Source organism: Streptococcus hyovaginalis DSM 12219 (assembly GCF_000420785.1).
In the GTDB taxonomy this organism is placed as follows: domain Bacteria; phylum Bacillota; class Bacilli; order Lactobacillales; family Streptococcaceae; genus Streptococcus; species Streptococcus hyovaginalis.
Genome location: NZ_ATVP01000002.1, coordinates 145,681 through 168,647 on the forward strand (window position 1 = coordinate 145,681; position 22,967 = coordinate 168,647).

At 40.4% G+C, this 22,967-nt stretch carries 26 protein-coding genes; 20 read left to right on the plus strand and 6 right to left on the minus strand.

Annotated elements, in window-relative coordinates; translation table 11 throughout:
- The first annotated feature begins 175 nt into the window (after window positions 1–175).
- Window positions 176–1,189: a type I glyceraldehyde-3-phosphate dehydrogenase gene (gap, locus tag G574_RS0101945; RefSeq protein ID WP_029690724.1), complete on the plus strand. Its 1,014-nt coding sequence runs from the start codon at window positions 176–178 to the stop codon at window positions 1,187–1,189.
- A 477-nt stretch (window positions 1,190–1,666) separates the two neighbouring features.
- Here the strand turns inward: gap and G574_RS0101950 are convergent, their stop codons facing one another.
- Window positions 1,667–2,257 carry a TetR/AcrR family transcriptional regulator gene (locus G574_RS0101950; RefSeq protein ID WP_084677563.1) on the minus strand — a complete coding sequence of 197 codons (591 nt, stop codon included), beginning with the start codon at window positions 2,255–2,257 and terminating at the stop codon, window positions 1,667–1,669.
- A 90-nt stretch (window positions 2,258–2,347) separates the two neighbouring features.
- On the opposite strand from G574_RS0101950, the gene G574_RS0101955 reads away from it, so the two are divergent.
- From G574_RS0101955 to G574_RS11880, 10 genes are all read left to right on the plus strand, one after another.
- Entirely contained in the window at window positions 2,348–3,019 is a 672-nt protein-coding gene (locus G574_RS0101955; RefSeq protein WP_156828092.1) for a VIT1/CCC1 transporter family protein, read from the plus strand.
- A gap of 464 nt (window positions 3,020–3,483) precedes the next feature.
- Window positions 3,484–4,167 carry a GntR family transcriptional regulator gene (locus G574_RS0101960; protein WP_281167061.1) on the plus strand — a complete coding sequence of 228 codons (684 nt, stop codon included), beginning with the start codon at window positions 3,484–3,486 and terminating at the stop codon, window positions 4,165–4,167.
- Between the two features lie 9 nt (window positions 4,168–4,176).
- Window positions 4,177–5,373, plus strand: coding sequence for an iron-containing alcohol dehydrogenase (locus tag G574_RS0101965; RefSeq protein ID WP_029690728.1), 1,197 nt, complete (start codon window positions 4,177–4,179; stop codon window positions 5,371–5,373).
- Between the two features lie 39 nt (window positions 5,374–5,412).
- Window positions 5,413–6,249: an aldo/keto reductase gene (locus tag G574_RS0101970; RefSeq protein ID WP_029690729.1), complete on the plus strand. Its 837-nt coding sequence runs from the start codon at window positions 5,413–5,415 to the stop codon at window positions 6,247–6,249.
- A gap of 271 nt (window positions 6,250–6,520) precedes the next feature.
- Complete coding sequence (locus tag G574_RS0101975) at window positions 6,521–7,717, plus strand: phosphoglycerate kinase (protein ID WP_029690730.1); 1,197 nt, start codon at window positions 6,521–6,523, stop codon at window positions 7,715–7,717.
- Between the two features lie 141 nt (window positions 7,718–7,858).
- The gene (locus tag G574_RS0101980) at window positions 7,859–8,380 is read left to right on the plus strand and encodes an FUSC family protein (protein ID WP_029690731.1); all 522 of its coding nucleotides are present in this window, start codon (window positions 7,859–7,861) and stop codon (window positions 8,378–8,380) included.
- Window positions 8,381–8,533: 153 nt separating this feature from the next.
- Window positions 8,534–8,920: a MerR family transcriptional regulator gene (locus G574_RS0101985; protein WP_017769412.1), complete on the plus strand. Its 387-nt coding sequence runs from the start codon at window positions 8,534–8,536 to the stop codon at window positions 8,918–8,920.
- A gap of 29 nt (window positions 8,921–8,949) precedes the next feature.
- Complete coding sequence (glnA, locus tag G574_RS0101990; RefSeq protein WP_029690732.1) at window positions 8,950–10,296, plus strand: type I glutamate--ammonia ligase; 1,347 nt, start codon at window positions 8,950–8,952, stop codon at window positions 10,294–10,296.
- Between the two features lie 39 nt (window positions 10,297–10,335).
- On the plus strand, window positions 10,336–10,734 hold the full coding sequence (locus G574_RS0101995; protein ID WP_029690733.1) for a GNAT family N-acetyltransferase: 399 nt from the start codon (window positions 10,336–10,338) through the stop codon (window positions 10,732–10,734).
- 269 nt (window positions 10,735–11,003) lie between these two features.
- On the plus strand, window positions 11,004–11,552 hold the full coding sequence (locus G574_RS11880) for a CHAP domain-containing protein (protein ID WP_029690734.1): 549 nt from the start codon (window positions 11,004–11,006) through the stop codon (window positions 11,550–11,552).
- A gap of 179 nt (window positions 11,553–11,731) precedes the next feature.
- Here G574_RS11880 and rnjA read toward each other — a convergent pair whose 3' ends face one another.
- Complete coding sequence (rnjA, locus tag G574_RS0102005; RefSeq protein WP_029690735.1) at window positions 11,732–13,429, minus strand: ribonuclease J1; 1,698 nt, start codon at window positions 13,427–13,429, stop codon at window positions 11,732–11,734.
- A 48-nt stretch (window positions 13,430–13,477) separates the two neighbouring features.
- A complete protein-coding gene (locus G574_RS0102010; protein ID WP_029690736.1) occupies window positions 13,478–13,708 on the minus strand; it encodes a DNA-dependent RNA polymerase subunit epsilon in 231 nt (76 codons plus the stop codon).
- Between the two features lie 230 nt (window positions 13,709–13,938).
- Here G574_RS0102010 and tsaB point away from each other — a divergent pair, with 230 nt between their 5' ends.
- The 6 genes from tsaB to G574_RS0102040 all read left to right on the plus strand — a co-directional run bounded on the left by tsaB (window position 13,939) and on the right by G574_RS0102040 (window position 18,320).
- A complete protein-coding gene (gene tsaB, locus G574_RS0102015; protein ID WP_029690737.1) occupies window positions 13,939–14,628 on the plus strand; it encodes a tRNA (adenosine(37)-N6)-threonylcarbamoyltransferase complex dimerization subunit type 1 TsaB in 690 nt (229 codons plus the stop codon).
- The gene (gene rimI, locus G574_RS0102020; RefSeq protein WP_084677564.1) at window positions 14,606–15,046 is read left to right on the plus strand and encodes a ribosomal protein S18-alanine N-acetyltransferase; all 441 of its coding nucleotides are present in this window, start codon (window positions 14,606–14,608) and stop codon (window positions 15,044–15,046) included. Before tsaB ends, rimI begins: the two co-directional genes overlap by 23 nt.
- A 105-nt stretch (window positions 15,047–15,151) precedes the next feature.
- Window positions 15,152–16,159, plus strand: a complete 1,008-nt coding sequence (gene tsaD, locus G574_RS0102025) for a tRNA (adenosine(37)-N6)-threonylcarbamoyltransferase complex transferase subunit TsaD (RefSeq protein ID WP_029690739.1) — start codon at window positions 15,152–15,154, stop codon at window positions 16,157–16,159.
- An 80-nt stretch (window positions 16,160–16,239) separates the two neighbouring features.
- Window positions 16,240–16,938, plus strand: coding sequence for an AzlC family ABC transporter permease (locus G574_RS0102030; RefSeq protein ID WP_029690740.1), 699 nt, complete (start codon window positions 16,240–16,242; stop codon window positions 16,936–16,938).
- Window positions 16,928–17,251, plus strand: a complete 324-nt coding sequence (locus G574_RS0102035; protein ID WP_029690741.1) for an AzlD domain-containing protein — start codon at window positions 16,928–16,930, stop codon at window positions 17,249–17,251. Before G574_RS0102030 ends, G574_RS0102035 begins: the two co-directional genes overlap by 11 nt.
- 43 nt (window positions 17,252–17,294) lie before the next feature.
- Window positions 17,295–18,320, plus strand: coding sequence for a threonine aldolase family protein (locus tag G574_RS0102040; RefSeq protein WP_029690742.1), 1,026 nt, complete (start codon window positions 17,295–17,297; stop codon window positions 18,318–18,320).
- A gap of 129 nt (window positions 18,321–18,449) precedes the next feature.
- Here the strand turns inward: G574_RS0102040 and rpsN are convergent, their stop codons facing one another.
- The gene (rpsN, locus tag G574_RS0102045) at window positions 18,450–18,719 is read right to left on the minus strand and encodes a 30S ribosomal protein S14 (RefSeq protein ID WP_029690743.1); all 270 of its coding nucleotides are present in this window, start codon (window positions 18,717–18,719) and stop codon (window positions 18,450–18,452) included.
- Between the two features lie 471 nt (window positions 18,720–19,190).
- Window positions 19,191–20,363 carry an aminoacetone oxidase gene (gene aao / locus G574_RS0102050; RefSeq protein WP_029690744.1) on the minus strand — a complete coding sequence of 391 codons (1,173 nt, stop codon included), beginning with the start codon at window positions 20,361–20,363 and terminating at the stop codon, window positions 19,191–19,193.
- Between the two features lie 132 nt (window positions 20,364–20,495).
- Between aao and G574_RS0102055 the strand changes: the two genes are divergently transcribed.
- From G574_RS0102055 to G574_RS0102065, 3 genes are all read left to right on the plus strand, one after another.
- Complete coding sequence (locus G574_RS0102055) at window positions 20,496–21,038, plus strand: DUF536 domain-containing protein (RefSeq protein ID WP_029690745.1); 543 nt, start codon at window positions 20,496–20,498, stop codon at window positions 21,036–21,038.
- Window positions 21,039–21,084: 46 nt separating this feature from the next.
- A complete protein-coding gene (locus G574_RS0102060; RefSeq protein WP_029690746.1) occupies window positions 21,085–21,672 on the plus strand; it encodes a 3'-5' exonuclease in 588 nt (195 codons plus the stop codon).
- Between the two features lie 200 nt (window positions 21,673–21,872).
- A complete protein-coding gene (locus G574_RS0102065; protein WP_029690747.1) occupies window positions 21,873–22,607 on the plus strand; it encodes a MerR family transcriptional regulator in 735 nt (244 codons plus the stop codon).
- Between the two features lie 54 nt (window positions 22,608–22,661).
- Here G574_RS0102065 and G574_RS0102070 read toward each other — a convergent pair whose 3' ends face one another.
- Window positions 22,662–22,961, minus strand: a complete 300-nt coding sequence (locus G574_RS0102070) for a YbaB/EbfC family nucleoid-associated protein (RefSeq protein WP_029690748.1) — start codon at window positions 22,959–22,961, stop codon at window positions 22,662–22,664.
- Window positions 22,962–22,967: the final 6 nt, after the last annotated feature.

The window sequence follows — 22,967 nt, forward strand, 5'->3', positions numbered from 1 at the left end:
GGGTGCTCTTTTTGTTTTACAGAAAAATTCTTGTATTTGCAATTTACATTATTTTATTATACAATAGTCATGTTGAAAGGTTAATTGGTAGATTTACTAGTTAATATTTTCACAATAACTAAGGGTTCGTTCCCTAGATAATTATTTATTGATTTTCATAAGGAGGAAATCACAAATGACAGTTAAAGTTGGTATTAACGGTTTCGGTCGTATCGGTCGTCTTGCATTCCGTCGTATCCAAAACGTAGAAGGTGTTGAAGTTGCACGCATCAACGACCTTACAGATCCAGCAATGCTTGCACACTTGTTGAAATATGACACAACTCAAGGTCGTTTCGACGGTGATGTTGAAGTAAAAGACAATGGATTTGAAGTAAACGGTAAATTTGTAAAAGTTTCAGCTGAACGCGATCCAGAACAAATTGACTGGGCTAACGATGGTGTTGAAATCGTTCTTGAAGCAACTGGTTTCTTTGCATCAAAAGCTGGTGCTGAAAAACATATCCACGAAAATGGAGCTAAAAAAGTTGTTATCACTGCACCTGGTGGAAACGATGTTAAAACAATCGTCTTCAACACTAACCATGATGTTCTTGATGGTACAGAAACAGTTATTTCAGCTGGTTCATGTACAACAAACTGTCTTGCGCCAATGGCTGATGCTTTGAACAAATCATTTGGTGTTAAAGCTGGTACAATGACTACAGTTCACGGTTACACTGGTGACCAAATGACTCTTGACGGACCACACCGTGGTGGTGATTTCCGTCGTGCACGTGCAGCTGCTGAAAATATCGTACCTAACTCAACTGGTGCTGCTAAAGCTATCGGTCTTGTTATTCCAGAACTTAACGGTAAACTTAAAGGTCACGCACAACGTGTTCCTGTTCCAACTGGTTCACTGACTGAATTGGTAACAGTTCTTGATAAAAAAGTTACTGAAGAAGAAGTTAACGAAGCAATGAAAGCTGCTGCTACTGAAAGCTTCGGTTACAACACTGATCAAATCGTTTCATCTGATATCGTAGGTATTTCATTTGGTTCATTGTTTGATGCTACTCAAACTGAAGTTACTGAAGCTGAAGATGGAACTCAATTGGTTAAAACAGTTTCATGGTACGACAACGAAATGTCATACACTTCACAACTTGTTCGTACACTTGAATACTTTGCAAAAATTGCAAAATAATTGAATTGCTATAAAAAGGGGAGAGTTTTCTCTCCTTTTTTATTTTACTGTTGATCGTGGAATCACAATCTGGGGGAGAAAATATTGCGGCGAATAACAATGGAGATCTATTTAGTTCTCTCATTTCTAGGTCCATGTTAAAATGATCTATCAACTTGAAAAGAACCACTGTCTCAGAGCTGAGAAGAGTTATAAGGCGAGGAGGTTCTGAACACTTATATGATCTTTGTTTCAAACATAACACACGAGCAAAACGATTAATCAATTACTACCTGATGTGTCTTTGGCTTATCAGACAACATGAAGTTGACTCTATATTCAACGTTTTCTAATATAAGGTTTATGCAGTTATCTGCTAGCAGCGTGTGTCAGTCTGAGTCTCCTATAAAAGGATTTTAGTCTATTAAAAAGCCCTATCATTTCCGTATTATATTACTACGACAGAAACGATAAGAGCTTAGGGTATACTGATGGACATTAAAGGATATTCAAAATATAGGAGGCAACATCTTCAGCGCTGGTCTGAGGGCTTTCTTTTAACCACCAACTAAGCGCTGCAGTGAAGCTGGCTTTGATATGATTATGGATAAAACTTTCAGGAAGATTTTTTTTGGAGATGTAACTAGGCATAATCAGTGGCACTAGAAATTGCTGCAACTCTTGTGAGAGACTCCTTGAGAAATAGTCATCACCTAACTTAAAGAGAGTGGATACTTTCTCTTTGTTTTCTTGAAAATGATGTAGAAGATGCGCTAACAGATCATGGAGAGATTCTTTCTCTAAAGAATGGCTACTTGCCACATGTTCTGCGTATGAGGACTCAACAAAAACATGATGAAAAAGATTGGCACAAACAGCTACTAGCAAATCGTCTTTGCTAGTAAAATGGCTGTAAAAAGTAGAGCGACCGATGTTGGCTTTGTCAATGATTTGTCCAACAGTAAGGTCGTGGAAGTTATATTGATTTAGAAGCTCAAAGAAGGCCTCAAAAATGGCTTCTTGTGTTCTCTGCATGCGTTTATCCATAGGCTTTTGGACACTTTTCAAGAAGTGTTCATTATTGAACAAACTCTTTGAATTGTTTCTGTCATTTCCTTTCTGAAATTGTCATAATACTATTGTAAAAAAGAAACGAAAAAATGACAAGGATATATGACAATGACAAATTTTTCTACAAAATTAAATATCTTAAGAGCTGCTGTACTAGGTGCTAATGATGGTATCATCTCAATTGCTGGGGTTGTGATTGGTGTAGCTACAGCTTCAAGTAATACATGGTTACTCTTTTTAACGGGTGCTGCAGCGATACTTGCTGGTGCTTTTTCAATGGCAGGTGGAGAGTACGTTAGTGTCAGTACGCAAAAAGATACTGAAAAAGCAGCGACACACCGGGAGTGGGAACTTTATCACCAATCTCCAGAATTGGCCAGAGAAAGCCTCTATACTTACTACGTTCAAGATGGGCATGATGACAGTGTGGCTCAGCAAATGGTTAAAAAAGCATTTGCAACTAATCCAGTGAAACACTTGGTCGAAGCAAAATATAATATTGAGTATGACATGTTCTCTAGTCCATGGCACGCTGCCATTTCAAGTTTTGCGGCTTTTTTTGCAGGATCTATTTTTCCTATGCTATCTGTTCTTCTTCTTCCTATTTCGGTCAGGATTTGGGGAACCATCATTGTGGTAGCACTTGCTCTAGTTTTAACAGGTTATACCAGTGCGAAATTAGGGGATGCACCGATAAGACCAGCTATTCGACGAAATGTTTTCTTTGGTTTGTTGACAATGTCTGCTACTTATCTGATTGGATTGTTCTTTGGTATGTGATTATAGTAGTCCTGCTTGAAAAGGATAATTTGTATTAGAGATAAGATCCACAAATAATAGTGAATGGTGATGGTAGTTTTAGGAAGCCCATATAGTTGTTTTATTAAGAAAGTATGGTCTAAATGCTATTGCAAGAGGAGAAAGCTATAAGGTGGGAAATCAAGAGGCATAGCTGTTTGAGCTATACGAGGTATTTGAGGGCGCAAAAGGCTTACTAATAGTTAAAAGAGTTTGCCAACAAGTCTTCGTTTCTTATAAACTCAAACAGGTTAGTGATCATTTTTAAGTGAGAGGCTTAGAACTAGAGGATGAGCAACTTCAGGAGAGTTGGACAACGGATTTCGCATGTATAAACTAAATCTAGTCTTTAAATAAAAAAGACTAGATTTTTTATGTTAAAAATGTTATGTTATATAAAAAGGTGGTGATAGCTCATCGAACATATAAAGCCTAAATATTTACAGATTGCTAGTGATATTCGCCAAAAGATTCAAGATGACACCTATTCTGTGCATTCCAGTCTGCCAAATGGAAAAAGTTTGTCGCAAGTGTATGGTGTGAGTTTAATGACCTTGAAACGTGCATTAGACTTACTGGTAGCAGAAGGGTATTTGATTCGCCGGAGAGGATCCGGAACCTTCGTTCGCGATTGGAAGAGTGCTCAGATACCTCATGTCTATACTTTAAATGGAGCGACAGAGGATTATGGTGATAAGGTAAGAACAGAAGTCATCAACTTTGATGTGATATCAGCCAATGCCCAGGTGGCAGAAAAATTGTCGATTGGTCTGGATGACTTCGTTTATAAGATTGTACGCTTGAGACATATTGAGTCACGGCCGAGTATCATGGAGTATACTTACATGCCTATAGACATTATTCCAAATTTAAAGAGGGATCATTTAGAGTCGTCTGTTTATCACTATATTGAAACGGTTCTTGGAAGGAAAATTCACAGTGCTTTTGTAAAGGTCACTGGTGTTCGTCCTAATGACTTGGAAAAGGAAAAAATGGCCCTAGACGTTATGGACTTTCTAATGGAAGTTGAGCAAGTGGTTAGTTTGGATAATTGTAAGGTTTTTGAATATTCGATCTCGCACCATTTACCTGACATGTTTGATTTTGAAACTGTTCTTTTTAAACAATAAGGAGTTTTTATGGAAAATTTTAGACTGCAAATACCAACAGACATTCGATTTGGTAAAGATCGTTTGGAAGAATTGCCGGATGCGATTGCTCCCTTTGGTAAAAAAATTCTCTTGACTTATGGAGGAGGTTCTATCAAACAATCGGGACTTTACGATCGCGTCTTGAGTCTCTTGAATGAAAGAGATTTTACGGTTGTTGAACTGTCAGGAATTGCTCCAAATCCGAAAATTGATTCTGTCCGTCAAGGAGCAGCGTTGATTCGCCAACATGAGCTAGATGTTATTTTGGCTGTCGGTGGTGGGTCCGTCGTTGATGCTTCTAAGGTTATTGCTGCGGCAGCTTTTTATGATGGTGATGCTTGGGATCTTGTGTTAGATAGCAGCAAGGTTGGCAAAGCGTTACCGATTGTGGATATCTTAACTTTGGCAGCTACAGGTACAGAAATGAACCGTGGTGCTGTGATTTCTAATCCAGAGACCAATGAGAAATTAGGAACAGGTGGTTGGGAATTGATTCCACGTGTTTCATTTTTAGATCCTACTTTGACTTACACTGTTCCTAGATGGCAAACGGCAGCTGGTGCAGCGGATATCTTGAGTCACCTCTTCGAACAATATTTTAATCAGACAGAAGGGGTAGATGTTCAAGACAATATTGCAGAAGGTTTGATGAAGACAGTTTTCAAACACGGTCCTATAGCTCTACAAACCCCAGATGATTACACAGCACGTGCCAATCTGTTATGGGCATCTACTTTAGCCCTTAATGGCTTGGTAGAACGAGGTCGTCAGGGTGGTTGGACCTGTCATGCTATTGAGCATGAGCTATCGGCTTTTTATGATATTACACACGGTATTGGTCTAGCTATTTTGACGCCACGTTGGATGAAACATTGTTTAGATACTGATGTTAGCACGCATGCCAGATTTGCTGCCTATGGTCGAAATGTGTGGGGAATTAACGGTGACAATGATGAAGATGTGGCCCGTCAAGCAGTAGAACGTACCTATCAATTCTTCAAAGAGGATATGGCCATTCCTATGACCCTACCAGAAGTAGGTATTGTTAGCAAAGAATTGGTGTCAAGAATGAGTGAATTGGCCGTTCATCACGGTGATCTATCTGGACACGTATTTGTTCCACTATCTGTTCAAGATGTGGAAAGCATTATTGAAGCTTCATTTGCACCAATGACTGCTTTTTAAGAAAGAAACTAAAAATGCTATAAGTAAAGGAGAACTCATATGGAAACATACATTTTATCAAACGGTGTCACCATTCCAAAACTAGGTTTTGGTACTTGGCAAATCCCAGATGGGGATGAGGCTTACCAGGCGATTAGCCATGCTTTGAAAGTGGGCTATACCCATATTGATACTGCTCAGGCTTATAAAAATGAAGTCAGTGTTGGTCGGGCCATTGCAGATAGTGGTGTGGCACGCAAAGATATTTTCTTGACAACCAAGGTTTGGAACAGTAATCATAGTTACGACTTGGCAAAAGCTTCCATCGAAGAATCCTTGCAAAAATTAGGGGTTGATTATATCGACCTTTTACTCATTCATTGGCCTAATCCTAAGGCTTTTCGTGACAATTGGAAGGAAGCCAATGCTGAAACTTGGAGAGCCATGGAAGAGTTTTATGAGGCTGGTAAAGTTCGTGCGATTGGTGTGTCTAACTTCATGCAACATCATTTGGAAGCTTTGTTTGAAACGGCTAAAGTTAAACCGATGGTCAACCAAATTTTGTTAGCTCCTGGCTGTCCGCAGGATGAATTGGTAGCCTTTTGTCGTCAAGAAGACATTCTTTTAGAAGCCTACAGTCCATTAGGTACGGGAGCGATTTTTAAAAATGAATTAGCCAATGAACTAGCCGATAAATATGGGAAATCGGTGGCGCAGATTGCTTTACGTTGGTCACTTCAAAAAGAATTTTTACCGCTACCTAAATCTGTGACTCCAAAAAACATCACCTCAAATCTAGATATTTTTGATTTTGTCATTTCGGATGAAGATGAAGATAAATTGGACAAGGTGCAAGGTGTTGCTACTCAAAAAGATCCGGATTCGGTAGAATTCTAAATCCATTAAGGTCTTTAATCAGGAGAAGAACCTTTCCACTTAGGATATGGGAAGACTATTCTTCTCTTTTTTGCTTACCAAAATACAATGTTGGTTGTTTCTCGTTTTTGACACGATTAAAAAGGTTTAGCTCATATTATTTCTAAAATGAAAAGAGAAGATCTTCTTTGAAAAAATGTGAAATAATTAATTTATTCCTTTCATATCTTAGGTTTCTGGGAATAAATATGGTATAATAGTTTTTGTAAAAAATTAATAAGGAGTCTTACTAATGGCTAAATTAACGCTTAAAGATGTTGAGTTGAAAGGTAAAAAAGTCCTTGTCCGTGTGGACTTTAATGTGCCTTTGAAAGATGGCGTTATCACAAATGATAACCGTATCACAGCAGCTCTTCCAACAATCAAACACATTGTTGAAGAAGGTGGACGTGCAATCCTTTTCTCTCACCTTGGACGTGTCAAAGAAGAAGCAGACAAAGAGGGTAAATCATTAGCACCAGTTGCTAAAGCACTTGCTGAAAAACTTGGACAAGACGTTGCTTTCCCAGGTGTTACTAGAGGTAGCGAATTGGAAGAGGCAATTAACGCTCTTGAAGATGGACAAGTTCTTCTTGTTGAAAACACTCGTTTTGAAGATGTTGATGGTAAGAAAGAATCTAAAAATGATCCTGAACTTGGTAAATACTGGGCATCACTTGGTGATGGTATCTTCGTTAACGATGCTTTTGGTACAGCTCACCGTGCACACGCATCAAACGTAGGTATCTCAGCTAACGTTGATAAAGCCGTTGCTGGTTACCTTCTTGAAAACGAAATTGCTTACATCCAAGAAGCTGTTGAAACACCAGAACGTCCTTTCGTAGCTATCCTTGGTGGTTCAAAAGTATCTGACAAGATTGGTGTTATCGAAAACCTTCTTGATAAAGCTGACAAAGTTCTTATCGGTGGTGGGATGACTTACACATTCTACAAAGCGCAAGGTATCGAAATCGGTAACTCACTTGTAGAAGAAGACAAACTTGATGTCGCTAAAGAATTGCTTGAAAAATCAAACGGTAAGTTGATCTTGCCAGTTGATTCAAAAGAAGCGAATGCATTTGCAGATTACACTGAAGTACGTGATACAGAAGGTGAAGCCGTTTCTGAAGGATTCCTTGGTCTTGACATCGGTCCTAAATCAATCGCTAAATTTGAAGAAGCTCTTGAAGGTGCTAAAACAGTTGTATGGAATGGTCCTATGGGTGTCTTTGAAAACCCTGACTTTCAAGCTGGTACAATCGGTGTGATGGACGCTATCGTGAAACAACCAAGTGTTAAATCAATCATCGGTGGTGGTGACTCAGCTGCTGCAGCTATCAACCTTGGCCGTGCAGAGAAATTCTCATGGATTTCTACTGGTGGCGGTGCATCAATGGAATTGCTTGAAGGTAAAGTATTGCCAGGACTTGATGCCCTTACAGAAAAATAAGCTAATAACTCAAACGACGGGTGACCGTCGTTTTTTTGATAGTCTGTTTTGTCTTTGAATAGTGTTGAGTCCACTTCCATTTGTCGCAATCTTTTCAGGTGTTTGATAAACATTTCTGCTAAATCATGTTAGAATAGTAATATGTTTAAGAGATATCGATTTGACCCCAAGAAATTTAAATTAGGGATGCGGACCCTTAAGTCTGGCCTTGCTGTTTTTTTCGTTATATTGCTATTTGGCTTAGTGGGCAGAGATGGCATTCAGATTGCTGCCTTATCGGCGGTCTTTAGCTTAAGGGAAGATTTTGGGCAGAGCGTTCATTTTGGTTCCTCGCGCGTCCTCAGTAATTCGATTGGTGGATTATATGCCTTGCTTTATTTCATTTTGAGTGATTTTTTTGCCCATCATTTTTTAGTGACGCTTATTTTTATTCCCATATTTACGATGTTAACGATTATGACCAATGTCTCTTTTAATAATACCTCAGGTGTCATTAGTGGAGTTGCAACGATGTTGATCATTGCTTTATCTGTTCCGGCGGGAGATTCCATTCTTTATGCCTTGGCTAGAGTAGGGGAGACTTTTGTTGGTGTGTTTGTTGCTATTGTGGTTAATACGGACGTGAACAAGATGAGGGATTGGTTGGCAAAATCACGGCATTGATTTTAGTAATGGCTTATTTTATGCCGAAAACGTTTATAATGAGAAGAAGTCAGAAGCAAAATGACTTCTTTTTCATTTCTATGTCAGAAAAACTAACATATACTATTGACAGGTTTGAATTTTCAGAATATAATATATGAGAAAGGAGGGCACATGAAAGGAAAAGAACTGAGACGCACAATGGCTGTTTTTCCAATTGGGACGGTTATGAAATTGACTGACTTAACAGCACGACAGATTCGCTATTATGAAGATCAAGGTTTAATTGCACCAGAACGAACACCAGGAAATCGAAGAATGTATTCTTTGAACGATATGGATCGTTTGCTGGAGATCAAGGACTTTATCGATGAAGGGCTTAATATTGCTGCGATTAAACATGAATATGCCGAACGCCAAGAGGCTAAACGGGTTAAGCAAAAACCTTTAACAGATGCCGATGTTCGTCGCATCCTTCATGATGAACTTCTTAATCAAGGAGGATTTCATCATCCTTCGACACACTTTACCGGTTTACCTACGGGTATTACACGTCAATAACACTGAAAAGCCCCTAAAAGGAGATAGTAATGACATTCACAGTGGCCGATATCAAAAAAGATATCAAAGAAAAAAATGTGACATTTTTGCGCTTGATGTTTACGGACATCTTGGGAACGATGAAAAACGTTGAAATTCCTGCAACTGATGAACAAGTGGATAAAGTGCTTTCAAATAAAGCCATGTTTGATGGTTCTTCCATCGAAGGATTTGTCCGTATCAATGAGTCAGACATGTACCTCTACCCTGATTTAAATACTTGGACAGTTTTTCCTTGGGGAGATGAAAATGGTGCTGTTGCCGGTCTTATTTGTGATATTTACACCCCGGAAGGAGAGCCTTTCGCTGGAGACCCACGTGGTAATTTAAAGCGTTCGCTTAAACATATGGAAAAAGTTGGTTTTAAATCATTTAATTTAGGACCAGAACCAGAATTTTTCCTTTTTAAATTAGATGAAAAAGGTGAACCAACACTAGATGTTAATGATAAAGGTGGCTATTTCGATTTAGCTCCTACTGACTTGGCGGATAATACACGCCGTGAAATTGTTAACGTGTTAACACAAATGGGATTTGAGGTTGAAGCTAGCCACCATGAAGTTGCTGTTGGACAACATGAAATTGATTTCAAATATGGTGATGTGTTAGAAGCTTGTGATAATATTCAAATCTTCAAGTTAGTTGTTAAAACGATTGCCCGTAAACATGGTTTGTATGCGACTTTTATGGCTAAACCTAAATTTGGTATAAATGGTTCAGGGATGCATTGTAATATGTCACTCTTTGATAAAAACGGCAATAATGCTTTCTTTGATCCAGAAGATAAAAATGGTATGCAACTGTCAGAAACAGCTTATCACTTCCTTGGGGGTTTGATGAAGCATGCTTACAATTATACAGCTATTATGAATTCAACTGTTAACTCTTATAAACGTTTGGTTCCAGGCTATGAAGCCCCTGTTTATATTGCTTGGGCTGGGCGTAATCGTTCACCGCTTATCCGCGTTCCGGCATCGCGTGGTATGGGAACACGACTAGAGTTGCGTTCGGTGGATCCAACAGCTAACCCATACTTGGCAATGGCTGTTTTACTAGAGTGTGGTCTAGATGGTATTGAAAATAAAATTGATGCACCAGCTCCAGTAGAGTCAAATATCTATGTTATGTCAGCTGAGGAGCGTAAGGCAGCAGGTATTACGGATCTACCATCAACCTTGCATAATGCTATCAAAGCGCTTCAAGAAGATGATGTGGTTAAGACTGCTCTGGGCGAGCACATTACCATGAACTTTGTGGAAGCAAAACGTCTTGAATGGGCAAGTTATGCTACATTTGTGTCACAATGGGAAATTGAAAATTATTTAGATTTATATTAAGAAGGAGCCGTAAGGCTTCTTTTTCAATGAGGAGCTCCTATGAGAGAAGAAGAATTTGTCAAACGTGTGTTTGACGAGCAATTTGAAGAGACCTTTGGTCGTGATGCTATGTCCAAATTAGTCACTAAGGAATACCTTTTGACTAAGGAAGAAGGTGGTAATCTTCTTGCTGTTTTACAGGCAATACAATCCATTGAAACCGTCCATATCAAGAGTTTAGTGGTAGCCAAAGCGGCACAGGGGAAAGGACTGGGAAGTCAGTTGTTGCTAGAGTTAGAAGAAGCAGCGAGGCAGAACGGAGTGACTAGCATTACCCTATCGACGAAATCCTACCAGGCCAAGGAATTTTATTTAAAGAATGGCTATCAGATCTATGCTAGCTTGGAGAATGTTCCTATGCAGGGAGTTACTAAGTATCAGTTTATCAAGTATTTGTGAGCAAGGTGACTAGGTGCCTAGACTTTCCTTAAGGAAATCTTTCAATAATCTTAAAGAAAGCTTATTTGCAATTGCGATGAGATATAGTCTTTTGAATTAACTTTGATACATCGTCACTTTCGACTTGCCTTACTCAAGTACTGTCCGCGTCTCAGTTCCTTGTCTGAAAGTTAATTCATTTGACTATAGTTGTTATTTTTTTGTTAATCGTTTGTTATATTTCTGGGGTATCATGGTGAAGTCACATTAGACGAAAGGAATGATATCTTATGAAAACAAAAACATTTATGGCAACTTTAGGACTTGCAACGGTATCGATTGCCAGCCTAGCTCATACTAATACTGCGAATGCTGATCAGTACACGACACCATATCAGTATAGTTATAACTATAACACGGCTTATAATACTTATATTTCCTCCTCCTATGGCTATCAAGAGACATGGCCTTATCAAACTTCAACGTCAACGGTTTCTTCAGTGGGAAATAGCTACCCAGTCGGTCAATGTACTTGGGGAGCTAAAACACTGGCGCCGTGGGCAGGTAATAATTGGGGAAATGGTGGTGATTGGGCAGCTAGCGCCGCTGCAGCTGGATTTGCTACTGGGACGACTCCTCAAGTGGGTGCCTTGATTGTTTGGACGGATGGCGGCTATGGTCATGTAGCTTATGTGACAGATATAGATGCCAACGGCAATATTCAAGTTATGGAGGCTAACTACAATGGTAGTCAATCTATTGGTAATTATCGTGGCTGGTTTAATCCACTAGCCAGTGGTACGCCTGGTTATGTGACCTATATCTATCCAAATGCTTAATTAATAGATTAATTTCTTGGAAAATGGCTCTATCAAGGAAATAAAATATTAATTTTTGCGAGTGACGAGGATGATACTATTAGGTCATTTTCCAAAAGCCCTTGTTCAAGTTGAAGCTGGACTATTGTCTGGCTTTTTTGGCTAGCAAAAAATCAGCTAGCTGGGCTAACTGATTGAGTTTATTTAGAAACATTGTGCTCTTTATCAGGTGTGAGTACCATTGGGATGATAATAGGCTCGCGTTCAGTTTTCTCGTAGAGGAATGGACGCAAGGCGTTGACAATGGCACCATTAACAGACTGGATGCTAGCCTCTTTATTTTTCAAAGCGATGCGAATAGCATTGAAAAGGATGCGTTGGCTTTCACGGATCAAATCGCCTGATTCTCGCATATAAATGAAGCCTCGGCTAAGAATATCGGGACCAGCCAGAATCATCTTAGATTTAAAGTCAACCGTGGCAACAGCTAAGACAACTCCATCCTCAGAAAGGTCTTTACGATCACGAAGAACAGCAGCGCCAATGTCGCCAATACCGTTGCCGTCAACATAAATGTCTTGAGCATTGAAATGTCCGGCGCGTCTAGCAGAATCTTTTGTTAAGGCTAAGACGTCACCATTTTCCATGATAAAGATATTGTCTTTAGGCACTCCAGTATCAACAGCCAGTCCGGCGTGAACTTTCTGCATGCGGTATTCACCGTGTACTGGCATGAAATACTTAGGTTTTATCAAACGAAGCATGAGTTTTTGCTCTTGTTGACCACCGTGACCGGAGGTATGAATATTGTTAATTTTACCATGGATAACTTCGACACCAGCTTCTTGAATCGTGTTGATCAATTTATTAACACTTGTGGTGTTACCTGGGATTGGGCTAGATGAGAAGATAACGGTATCACCAGGTTGCAAGGTTACTTGACGGTGCATGCCATTGGCGATACGAGCAAGAGCTGCCATAGGTTCCCCTTGAGAACCGGTACACATAATGAGGATTTCACTAGCGTGGTAGTTTTTCATCTCACTTGGCTCGATAATGGTGCCCTTAGGCACTTTGATATAGCCGAGTTCGACCCCATTGACAATGGCTTTTTCCATTGAACGACCAAAGACGACAATCTTGCGCCCTGTTTTGACAGCAGCTTCAGCGGCTTGTTGGAGGCGGAAGATGTTAGAGGCGAAGGAGGCGAAGATGATGCGCCCTTCGATACCTTCAATGATCTTCATGATAGATTGCCCAACAACTTTTTCAGAGTTGGTGAAGGTAGGTACCTCAGCGTTAGTGGAGTCTGATAGGAGACAGAGAACGCCTTCTTCACCTAGTGCTGCCATGCGGTGCAAATCTGCAGGCTCACCAACAGGTGTGAAGTCGAATTTAAAGTCCCCTGTACAGACGATTTTACCTTGGGGGGTGTGGATCACAATCCCTAAGGGTTCTGGAATGGAGTGGGTTGTGCGGAAAAAAGTGACGTTAAGGTTTTTGAAGGTCAATTCTGTGTTGTGATTGATTTCATACATCTTAGCGTCTCGTAAGAGACCGTGTTCTTCCAATTTGCCGCGGATAAGTGCTAGTGCTAGTGGTCCGGCATAGATAGGGATGTTGGCTTGTTTAAGTAAAAAGGGAATACCACCGATATGATCTTCGTGACCATGGGTGATGACCAATGCTTTGACACGGTCAATATTTTCAACGATATACGAATAATCAGGGATAACGTAATCAATCCCTAATAAATCATCTTCAGGGAATTTGATACCAGCATCAACAATGATAATCTCATCCTGGTATTCAATTCCATAAGTATTTTTCCCGATTTCTCCTAAACCACCAATCGCATAGACCCCAACTTCTTCAGGTTTTAGATTGATATTTGACATAGTTTTTTGGCACTTGATTTAGTGCCAATCCTTTCTATCTAATTTGGTTTAGAATGTTGTTAATTCAAAAACACCATGTTCTTTTTCGTATTCGAGGTGATTGTCAGAGAGCAGTTCAATGTGCTCGATGTTATAAGTTGTTTGCTCTTCAATAAGCTTGCGTGCTTTGATACGCCCTTCGAGCTCTTCTTTGGCATCAATCTCCACGTAGATAACTTTAGTAGTCTCACGACGTGGGCTGCGGTCCTTAGTTTCTTGATAAAAAACCTTGTAAATCATATATGTCCTTTCTAATAGGTTAAGAAGCTACAACAAAAGAAGACGCCCTAAATGAGGGTGACTTGTTATATGAAGCGTGTGTCATTCATTAACCGTGATATCGTACAATTACTAAAATTATACCACAAAGAGATACTATAGTAAAAACATTGGCGGAAAAATTTTGAGAAGGCTTGGTACTCTCTAAATATGCTATAATAAAGAAATAGTTTGATACGAAGGAAGTTGTAATGAAAGTTCTAGCGTTTGATACCTCAAATCAGACCTTATCCGTGGCTTTAGTAGAGGATAGTGATTTGCAGGCAGATATGACCTTGACGGTTCAAAAGAACCATAGTGCGAGTTTGATGCCGACTGTCGATTTTTTGATGCAACAAGTTGGCTGGAAACCTTCTGATTTGGAAAAGATTGTTGTTGCTCAGGGGCCAGGATCTTATACGGGTTTACGTGTGGCAGTAGCGACAGCTAAGACCTTGGCCTATAGTTTAGGGATAGATCTGGTTGGTGTATCTAGTTTGCAAGCCCTAGCACTGCCTGTTAAGACTGATACCGTCTTGATTCCTTTGATAGATGCACGTCGTCAGCATGCTTATGTGGGTTTTTATCAAAATGGGAAGGCTCTTGCTGAGGACACATATGCCAGTATTGAGGTGATCATCGATAAAGCCAAGGCCTTCGATCAGGTGATCTTTGTTGGGGAAGTGGCGCCCTTTCAGCAAGTCATTTTAGAGGCGTTGCCTCAAGCTATTTGTCAGCCAAGCTTGCCATCGGCTTATGAGATTGGGAAAATGGCCTTGCATTTGCCAAGTGTTGACGTTGATGCTTTCTTGCCCAACTACTTGAAAAAGGTAGAAGCTGAAGAAAATTGGCTAAAAACGCATGAAGAAGGTCCTAGAGATGCCTATATCAAGCGGGTCTAATATAGATAGAGACGCTCTAGCGGCTAGTATTTTTGCCATCTTAGATGAGGTGTATGACCAGTCTCCTTGGTCTCAAAAACAGATTGTAGATGATTTATCTCAGGACAATACCGATTATTTTTTCTTGTCCGATGGGGATAGAATTATTGCCTTTTTATCCGTTCAAGATCTATTTGGAGAGTTAGAAATCACGAATATTGCTGTTTTGAAGGCTTATCAGGGCCAGGGATTGGCTAAGCAGTTGCTGCTTCAGTTGGCATCTGTGTCTCAGCCTATTTTTCTAGAGGTTCGTGCATCAAATATCCGAGCGCGCCAGCTTTATCAGAGCTTTGGCTTTGAAGCTGTCGGGCAGCGCAAAAATTATTATCATCATCCTATGGAAGATGCTATTATCATGAAAAGAGAAGGACAAGCATGAGGGACTGGTAGGGCTGTCTCAGCCCATGTCTGAAAGTAATCGATACAAAACATAAGCTAGAGATGTCCGATCGTGGTTTAAAAAACGTAAAAATAAGGAGTTATTGTGTCTGATAGATTTATTCTGGCGATAGAAAGCTCTTGTGATGAAACAAGTGTGGCTGTTTTGAAAAATGAAGCAGAGCTTTTGAGTAATATTATCGCTAGCCAAGTTGAAAGTCATAAACGATTTGGTGGCGTGGTTCCTGAAGTAGCTAGCCGTCATCATGTAGAGGTGATTACGACCTGCATCGACGATGCCTTAGTTGAAGCTGGAATTACAGCTAAAGACTTATCTGCTGTAGCTGTCACTTATGGACCGGGGCTTGTTGGTGCGCTATTGGTTGGCTTATCAGCTGCCAAGGCCTTTGCCTGGGCTCACGGTTTACCACTAGTTCCGGTTAATCATATGGCAGGGCATTTGATGGCGGCACGTGAGCAAGGTCAACTGACCTATCCTTTATTAGCTTTGTTAGTTTCTGGTGGTCATACAGAATTAGTTTATGTGACGGCGCCTGGTGACTACCATATTGTTGGGGAAACGCGTGATGATGCGGTTGGCGAAGCTTATGATAAGGTGGGTCGTGTCATGGGCTTGACCTATCCTGCAGGTCGGGAAATTGATCAGCTAGCTCATCAGGGAAAAGACGCTTATGATTTCCCAAGAGCTATGCTCCATGACGATAGTCTTGAGTTTTCTTTTTCTGGTTTAAAATCAGCCTTTATTAACCTTCACCATAATGCCGCTCAAAAGGAAGAAGCGCTTTTAGTAGAGGATCTATGTGCCTCTTTTCAAGCAGCAGTTTTAGATGTTTTGTTGGCTAAAACTAAGAAGGCCTTAGAGAAATATCCTGTTGAAACCTTAGTTGTTGCCGGCGGGGTTGCTGCCAATCAAGGTTTGAGAGAACGTCTGGCGCAAGAAATCACAGATGTTAACGTTGTGATTCCACCGCTTCGTCTCTGTGGTGATAATGCCGGTATGATTGCTTTAGCGGCTGCGGTTGAGCTGGACTTAGATCGACATGCCGATATGTCCTTAAATGCTAAGCCTAGCTTGACTTTTCCTACTTTATAACCATTCTGAAACACTCCTTGAGTTCAGGGAGTGTTTTTGTTATAATCAGAGAATATTCTGAAAATTTCAAGAGGAGATCTATGGAAAAAGGTGAGTTTCTCAAAGGGGCTAAGGCTTCCTTACCGACAGCAGTTGGTTATGTTTCGATTGGGATTGCCTGCGGCGTTGTGGGTGCTAGTAGTGGCTTATCGGCTTGGGAAATGGGCTTGATGAGTATTTTTATCTACGCAGGATCAGCCCAGTTTGCATTTGCTGCATTGACTTTAGCCAATGCGGATTTAGTGTCGATCGCGATCACCATTTTCCTGATTAATCTGCGCCATTTACTGATGAGTTTGCATGTTACAACCCTTTTTAAAGGCATTTCTCTAAGAGAAGGGATAGCTATAGGTACCTTACTGACAGATGAGAGTTATGGTGTGCTACTTGGAGAAAATGTGAGACGAGAAAATATTCCTGTAGCTTGGATGCATGGGAACAATGTGCTTGCCTACCTAACTTGGATTTTAGCGGTTATTCTTGGTGCCATGGTCGGCTCCTATATCCCTGATCCTTATGTGCTAGGTTTGGATTTTGCCTTGGTGGCTATGTTTGTGTCGATTTTTGAAAGTCAATTATCTGGCATGTTGCGCTGGCTTAATCGAACGCCATTAATCTTATTATTGGCTGCTGTGACACTTTCTTATCTGGTCTTAACGATTTTCCTTTCAGAAGCAATGGTTGTTTTGGGTGCAACTTTGATAGGTTGCACGGTGGGGGTGATAAGCAATGACAACTGAAACCATTTTAGCAGGTATCTTCTTAGGCGCTATCGTTACTTGGATACCTCGTGTTTTACCCTTTATTTTGATAAAATATAGAGGTCTTCCAGACAGCTTGATTCGTTTTTTAAATTACCTTCCTATAAGTATCATTTTTGCCTTGACCTTATCCAGTTTAGTTAATGAGCGTCGAGGCCACTTGCCTCAGTTCAATTGGCTTGAAATACTGGCAGTTTTGCCTACTTTTTGGGTGGCAGCTAAGAGTAAGAATATCCTTCTGGCAGTTTTGACAGGTATTATCTTGATGGCGGTATTAAGGGCTGTGGCTTAAAGGATTATATGATACAAAGTAGCGAAACAAAGTGAGGTTAGACATGTTACATTTTGAAAATGATTATCATAAGGGTGTTCACCCAGACTTGCTACAAGTCATCCTGGAGACAAATGATATCAGTCAGTCGGGCTATGGTATGGATGAATATACTGCGCGTGCAACAGCAAAAATTCAGCAAGCTATAGCCTGCCCTGATGCCCAAATTCAGTTTCTAGCAGGCGGTACACAAACCAATCAGCTTGCGATAGATAGCCTTTTAAAATCTTATGAAGGTGTCATCTCTGCTGAGACAGGCCACATAGCGACACATGAAGCGGGAGCGATTGAATTTGTTGGTCACAAAGTCATCACACTCCCACACCATGAAGGAAAACTCATCCCGAGAGATGTGGCAGACTACCTTGAGGCTTTTTATGAAGATGAAACGCATGAACACATGGTTTTTCCTGGCATGGTTTATGTGACGCATCCTACGGAATATGGGACTCTCTACACCAAGTCAGAATTAACAGACTTGGCAACGATCTGTAGACAGTACGAGATACCTTTGTTTTTAGATGGGGCGCGCCTGGGCTACGGATTGGCAGCCAAGGACACTGACGTGACTTTGCCAGTCATAGCAGAGCTATGTGATGTTTTCTACATCGGTGGTACAAAACTTGGTGCCCTTATGGGAGAGGCATTGGTTTACACTAAAAAAAATATGCCTAAGCACTTTCCTGCTATTGTCAAACAGCATGGTGCACTTTTAGCCAAGGGTCGGTTTATTGGTCTGCAGTTTGATCGCTTTTTTACAGATGATTTGTATGTCAGAATAGGTAAAGAAGCCTTGGTCTTTGCTGACCAGTTAAAGGCACTCTTGAAAGCTAAGGGCTATCGGTTTTATTTGGAAAGTCCTACTAATCAACAGTTCGTCATTGTAGAAAATAACCAACTGAAACATTTGCAGGAAGCAGTGGTTGTCAGTGTATGGGAAAAATATGATGCTAACCATTCAGTTGTTCGTTTTGCTACTAGTTGGTCAACGACGCAAGAGGACATAGAGACTTTAGCAGACTTATTGTAATTAACGATTAGAAAAAGGTGTTGACATTGTTCAACACCTTTTTTCTAAAAAAATTCTATTGCTAAAGCTGATTCATTTCACTGGAATTTATTACTTTATAAAAATGGCATTTCAAAAGGCTGTAAAATATTACCAGCTAGCCTTTTTTACACCAGGTAGTTGACCTTTGTGAGCCAATTGACGAAAGTTGATCCGGCTAACACCAAATTTGCGCATATAAGCGTGGGGACGTCCATCAATATGATCTCGATTTTTCAAACGATTTGGATTTGAATCGCGAGGCAATTTGCGTAGGGCTTCGTAGTCACTTAGAGCTTTTAATTCACGACGTCGTTCAGCGTACTGCTCAATGAGTTTTAATTGTTTTTCATAACGAGCTATTTTAGATTTTTTTGCCATAAAAGTTCTCCTTTTCAAAGTTATTAACCAGTTAACTATATAAGTATATCAAATCGTCAACGAAGAGGCAATTAAAAAATCTTTACCGTATGACGAGCTTGTCCTAGTAGCGATATTAACTCAGTCATAGGTGTTTGGTTAGATGATGCTTCAGTTTGGGGTGTATTCCAGAAAGTGTTGGCGATAGGTGAGCAGGGTTTAGTAAGGTTGCTATTTGAGAGTGACGTTGCTGGTGTCTGACTTAGGCATGAATTGGCACCGTTAGATTTGGAAGCCTTGTTCTAGAGCTATCGAAGGTCTTATTTTGGGGTGTTGTATGGATTTCTAGCTAGGCTAAAGATAGATGATTGCCATAAACTGGGGCTAGGGAATGCTTATGTATTTATTCTAATATAGAGGCAATCAAAAAACCAAGCAAGATTAAGGAGCTTACTTGGTTAATCGCTCTTAAAAGACAAGTGTTCTATTTGATCAGTAGTGTAGGGCCCCAGCTACCCAACCTGAGCAGAGAGCAGATGTGATATTAAAGCCACCTGTATGGGCATTAATATCTAGCACCTCACCAGCAAAGTGAAGGCCTGGAACTTTCTTGCTCTCGAGGGTTTTAGGATTAATTTCTTTAAGGTCTACCCCGCCTTTAGTGACAAAGGACTTGGTCAGATTCATCTTACCAGTGACTGGAATCTTAGTTTCTTTGAGCTTATCAATCAAACTTTCCGTCTCTTTAGGATCCATTTGTTTAATTTTTTCGGGAAATCCTTCTGAGAAGAAATCGGCTAGACGTTCTGGTATTAGTCCCTTTAACCCATTTTTGATCGCTTTATCACGGTTCTGATCTAGGTATTGCTGAATGTCTTCACGTGTCATTTGGGGAAAAACATCGAGTGAAAGGGTTTCACCACCTTTAACGAATGACGACATACGTAGGGCAGCTGGACCAGATAAACCAAAGTGGGTAAAGAGTAAATCATGCGTAATAACATGCTTATCATAACTTAGGGTGATGTCATCTAGAGAAATGCCTTGTAGTGGTTTATGTGGAAAATCCGTTAAGAGTGGGCTTTCAGCGGCTTCGATTTCAGTGACTTCGAGCTTGAAGTGGCGAGCAATATCGTGGCCAAATCCTGTCGAACCCGTTGAAGGATAGGCCTTACCACCAGTTGTCACAATGAGCTGATCACAGGTAAATGCCGTATCGGCGGATTTGACGATAAAGAGATCGTCCTTTTTCTTGACGGAAACCACTTCACATTGGGTTTTAATCTGACCACCTAGCTCTAGGATTTTGTTTTCTAAAGCTTGGATAATGGTTCGAGATTTATCGGTTGTTGGAAACATGCGGCCGTGGTCTTCCTCTTTGAGTTTAACCCCATTGTCTTCAAAAAAAGCAATGATGTCATGGTTGTCAAACTGAGAAAAGACACTGTAGAGAAAGCGGCCATTACCCGGAATACCCTCGATGAGATCTTCTAAGGTGCCGTTATTGGTCACATTACAGCGTCCTCCGCCAGTACCAGCCAGTTTTTTTCCTAGGCGGCGATTTTTTTCTAGAAGGAGTGCTTTTTTGCCGTGGAAGGCGCTAGAGATGGTTGCCATCATACCAGCAGGACCTCCACCAATGATAATTGTATCAAAATGTGTCATAGCCTTATTTTAGCATAAGTTCTTGTTCAGAATAACTTAGAATGATTTTGGAAAGGTAATAAAAGGCAAATTGACATCAAAATGCCTTTGTGTTACTATCTTTATAAGAAAAAGCAGTAAAAAGAGGGTAAGATGGCTATTGAAAAGACAGTCAGCGAATTAGCTGAAATTTTAGGCGTTAGTCGTCAAGCGGTAAACAACCGGATTAAGACACTTCCAGAAGAAGATATTGACAAAAATGACAAAGGCGTGACGGTGGTCAATCGTAGCGGGTTAATTAAACTGGAAGAAATTTATAAAAAAACGATTTTTGAAGATGATCCCATTGATGAGGAAACAAAACAACGTGAAGTTTTGGAACTCTTGATTGATGAGAAAAATTCAGAAATTACGCGTCTCTATGAGCAGTTAAAAGCTAAAGATGCACAAATTGCGGCTAAAGATGAGCAGATGCGCGTGAAGGATGTGCAGATTGCGGAAAAGGATAAGCAAATCGACCAGCAGCAGCAATTGACCTTGACGGCTATGCAGGACAAAGAAACATTGAAGTTGGAACTTGAGGAAGCCAAAGAAGAGGCTCATCAAGCACGCACAGAGGCTCAAGAAATTCAGGAAAAGCATGAAGAAGCCGTCAAAAAAGGGCTCTTTGCGCGTATGTTTAAAAAGAATAAGTAAATGATTGACCCGAAAGGGTCTTTTTTAGAATAGAGGAAAGAAAAAGATGAAAAACCTAGAGCAATACGTAGCCTTTGATTTAGAATTCAATACAGTAAATGACATCAGCCATATCATTCAGTTATCGGCAGTTAAGTTTGTCAACCATGAGGAAGTGGAGCATTTTGACAGTTATGTCTATAGTGAGGTGCCCTTGCAAAGTTTTATTAATGGCTTGACAGGGATTACGTCCGAGAAAATTGCGCATGCACCCAAATTAGAGCAAGTGCTGGCAGATTTTGCAGACTTCGTTAATGGCACTTCTTTAGTTGGTTACAATGCACATAAGTCGGACTTGCCGATTTTAGCTGAGAATGGTCTAGATTTGACCGCCCAGTATGCCGTCGATTTGTACGATGAAGCATTTGAACGTAGGAGTAGTGATTTGAACGGGATCGCTAACCTTAAGTTACAGACGGTTGCGGATTTTCTTGGCATTAAGGGAAAAGGTCACGATAGCTTGGAAGATGCGCGCATGACCGCTCTTGTCTATGAAACATTTTTAGAATTCGATAGTAACAAGTCTTACTTATCCCAGCAGCAGGAAAGTCATGGGGACAATCCTTTTGCTGCTTTAGGTGATTTGTTTGATTGACGAAGTTGTCAAGGGCATTTAAACAAACTGAAAAATCATCTTAGGTTAGGTCTTGCTAATGACCTTGGGTCATGTGGTAGGATACAGGTGAACAGATAAAGAAACAGGCTTTAATAGAGAAACGAGTAGGATAGAGCTCGGCCGCTAGGGAAATCTTAGAGTCAGTTATTTTCTGTATCACTATTAAAGGAGGTGAAGAGATGTCTGTAACTTATACAACAGGAGAAATGGCTAAGCTAGCTGGTGTTTCTGTTCGTACAGTCCAGTATTACGATCAACGTGGGATATTGCTCCCTAGCAATATGACAGAAGTTGGACGAAGACTTTATTCGGACCAGGATTTAGAAAAGCTAAGATGGATTTGTTTCCTAAGAGATCTTGATTTTTCCATTAAGGCTATTCAAGAAATCCTAACCGAAGAGCACTCGGACCAAGTTTTGCAGTTGCTATTGGAAGACCGTATTTCTGAACTCAAGCAAGAGATTGACCAGAAACAAGTTAAACTTGACACAGCTGTCAATCTGCTTGACAGGCTGGATAAGCGAGAGGATTACTCTGTTGATACTTTACAAGACATGTCACACATCATGTCAAACCAAAAAGCACACTGTCGTCTACAGTTGAAAATATTAGCAACAACATTTGCTTTCGTTTTCATGCTTATTGTTAGTATCTTCCTAGCCAAACAGTTCCCACAAATCACGTGGTTAAAGTCTTTAGCGTGGTTTGTCGGGGTCATTTATGTTGTGGGCTTGTCATGGGTTAGTTATTACTTTTCAAGACAGGTCTTCTATCTTTGTCCTGCTTGTCACAAGACTTTCCAACCAACTTATCGGGCATTTGCTAAGGCTCCCCACACCCCAAAAACACGTAAGCTAACTTGCCCTCATTGTCATGTGAAATCCTCCTGCTTGGAGTTAGCCAAAGAGGTTTAAGCAAGTAAGACCAGTAAAAAAGCCTTTTCCAAGTGGAGAAGGCTTTTTTGAGGTTTAGAATGGTAATTTGTTAGCGAATGCACCCATTGTTTTTTGCGTAGCCGCATCAATTTGACTGAGGGCATCGTTGATAGCTTGCGTTGTCATGTCTTGAAGTGTTTCCACATCTTCAGGATCAACAACAGCTTCAGCGAAAGAGATGTTGGTCAACTTTTTATCGCCTGAAAACTCAACCACAACTAAGTCTTGAGCGGACTTACCAGTGAAAGTAGTAGCAGCAAGTTCTTCTTGCTTCTTCTCCATTTGCTTTTGGAGTTTTTGCGCTTGCTTCATCATGTTTTGCATATTCATCATAAGATA

What these genes read in the sequence shown, in the direction of transcription:
- gap (WP_029690724.1), top strand. Translation starts at nt 176, where the DNA reads ATGACAGTTAAAGTTGGTATTAACGGTTTCGGTCGTATCGGTCGTCTT.
- G574_RS0101955 (WP_156828092.1), top strand. Translation starts at nt 2,348, where the DNA reads ATGACAAATTTTTCTACAAAATTAAATATCTTAAGAGCTGCTGTACTA.
- G574_RS0101965 (WP_029690728.1), top strand. Translation starts at nt 4,177, where the DNA reads ATGGAAAATTTTAGACTGCAAATACCAACAGACATTCGATTTGGTAAA.
- G574_RS0101970 (WP_029690729.1), top strand. Translation starts at nt 5,413, where the DNA reads ATGGAAACATACATTTTATCAAACGGTGTCACCATTCCAAAACTAGGT.
- G574_RS0101975 (WP_029690730.1), top strand. Translation starts at nt 6,521, where the DNA reads ATGGCTAAATTAACGCTTAAAGATGTTGAGTTGAAAGGTAAAAAAGTC.
- G574_RS0101980 (WP_029690731.1), top strand. Translation starts at nt 7,859, where the DNA reads ATGTTTAAGAGATATCGATTTGACCCCAAGAAATTTAAATTAGGGATG.
- G574_RS0101985 (WP_017769412.1), top strand. Translation starts at nt 8,534, where the DNA reads ATGAAAGGAAAAGAACTGAGACGCACAATGGCTGTTTTTCCAATTGGG.
- glnA (WP_029690732.1), top strand. Translation starts at nt 8,950, where the DNA reads ATGACATTCACAGTGGCCGATATCAAAAAAGATATCAAAGAAAAAAAT.
- G574_RS0101995 (WP_029690733.1), top strand. Translation starts at nt 10,336, where the DNA reads ATGAGAGAAGAAGAATTTGTCAAACGTGTGTTTGACGAGCAATTTGAA.
- G574_RS11880 (WP_029690734.1), top strand. Translation starts at nt 11,004, where the DNA reads ATGAAAACAAAAACATTTATGGCAACTTTAGGACTTGCAACGGTATCG.
- rnjA (WP_029690735.1), bottom strand. Translation starts at nt 13,429, where the DNA reads ATGTCAAATATCAATCTAAAACCTGAAGAAGTTGGGGTCTATGCGATT.
- G574_RS0102010 (WP_029690736.1), bottom strand. Translation starts at nt 13,708, where the DNA reads ATGATTTACAAGGTTTTTTATCAAGAAACTAAGGACCGCAGCCCACGT.
- tsaB (WP_029690737.1), top strand. Translation starts at nt 13,939, where the DNA reads ATGAAAGTTCTAGCGTTTGATACCTCAAATCAGACCTTATCCGTGGCT.
- rimI (WP_084677564.1), top strand. Translation starts at nt 14,606, where the DNA reads ATGCCTATATCAAGCGGGTCTAATATAGATAGAGACGCTCTAGCGGCT.
- G574_RS0102030 (WP_029690740.1), top strand. Translation starts at nt 16,240, where the DNA reads ATGGAAAAAGGTGAGTTTCTCAAAGGGGCTAAGGCTTCCTTACCGACA.
- G574_RS0102035 (WP_029690741.1), top strand. Translation starts at nt 16,928, where the DNA reads ATGACAACTGAAACCATTTTAGCAGGTATCTTCTTAGGCGCTATCGTT.
- G574_RS0102040 (WP_029690742.1), top strand. Translation starts at nt 17,295, where the DNA reads ATGTTACATTTTGAAAATGATTATCATAAGGGTGTTCACCCAGACTTG.
- rpsN (WP_029690743.1), bottom strand. Translation starts at nt 18,719, where the DNA reads ATGGCAAAAAAATCTAAAATAGCTCGTTATGAAAAACAATTAAAACTC.
- aao (WP_029690744.1), bottom strand. Translation starts at nt 20,363, where the DNA reads ATGACACATTTTGATACAATTATCATTGGTGGAGGTCCTGCTGGTATG.
- G574_RS0102055 (WP_029690745.1), top strand. Translation starts at nt 20,496, where the DNA reads ATGGCTATTGAAAAGACAGTCAGCGAATTAGCTGAAATTTTAGGCGTT.
- G574_RS0102060 (WP_029690746.1), top strand. Translation starts at nt 21,085, where the DNA reads ATGAAAAACCTAGAGCAATACGTAGCCTTTGATTTAGAATTCAATACA.
- G574_RS0102065 (WP_029690747.1), top strand. Translation starts at nt 21,873, where the DNA reads ATGTCTGTAACTTATACAACAGGAGAAATGGCTAAGCTAGCTGGTGTT.
- G574_RS0102070 (WP_029690748.1), bottom strand. Translation starts at nt 22,961, where the DNA reads ATGATGAATATGCAAAACATGATGAAGCAAGCGCAAAAACTCCAAAAG.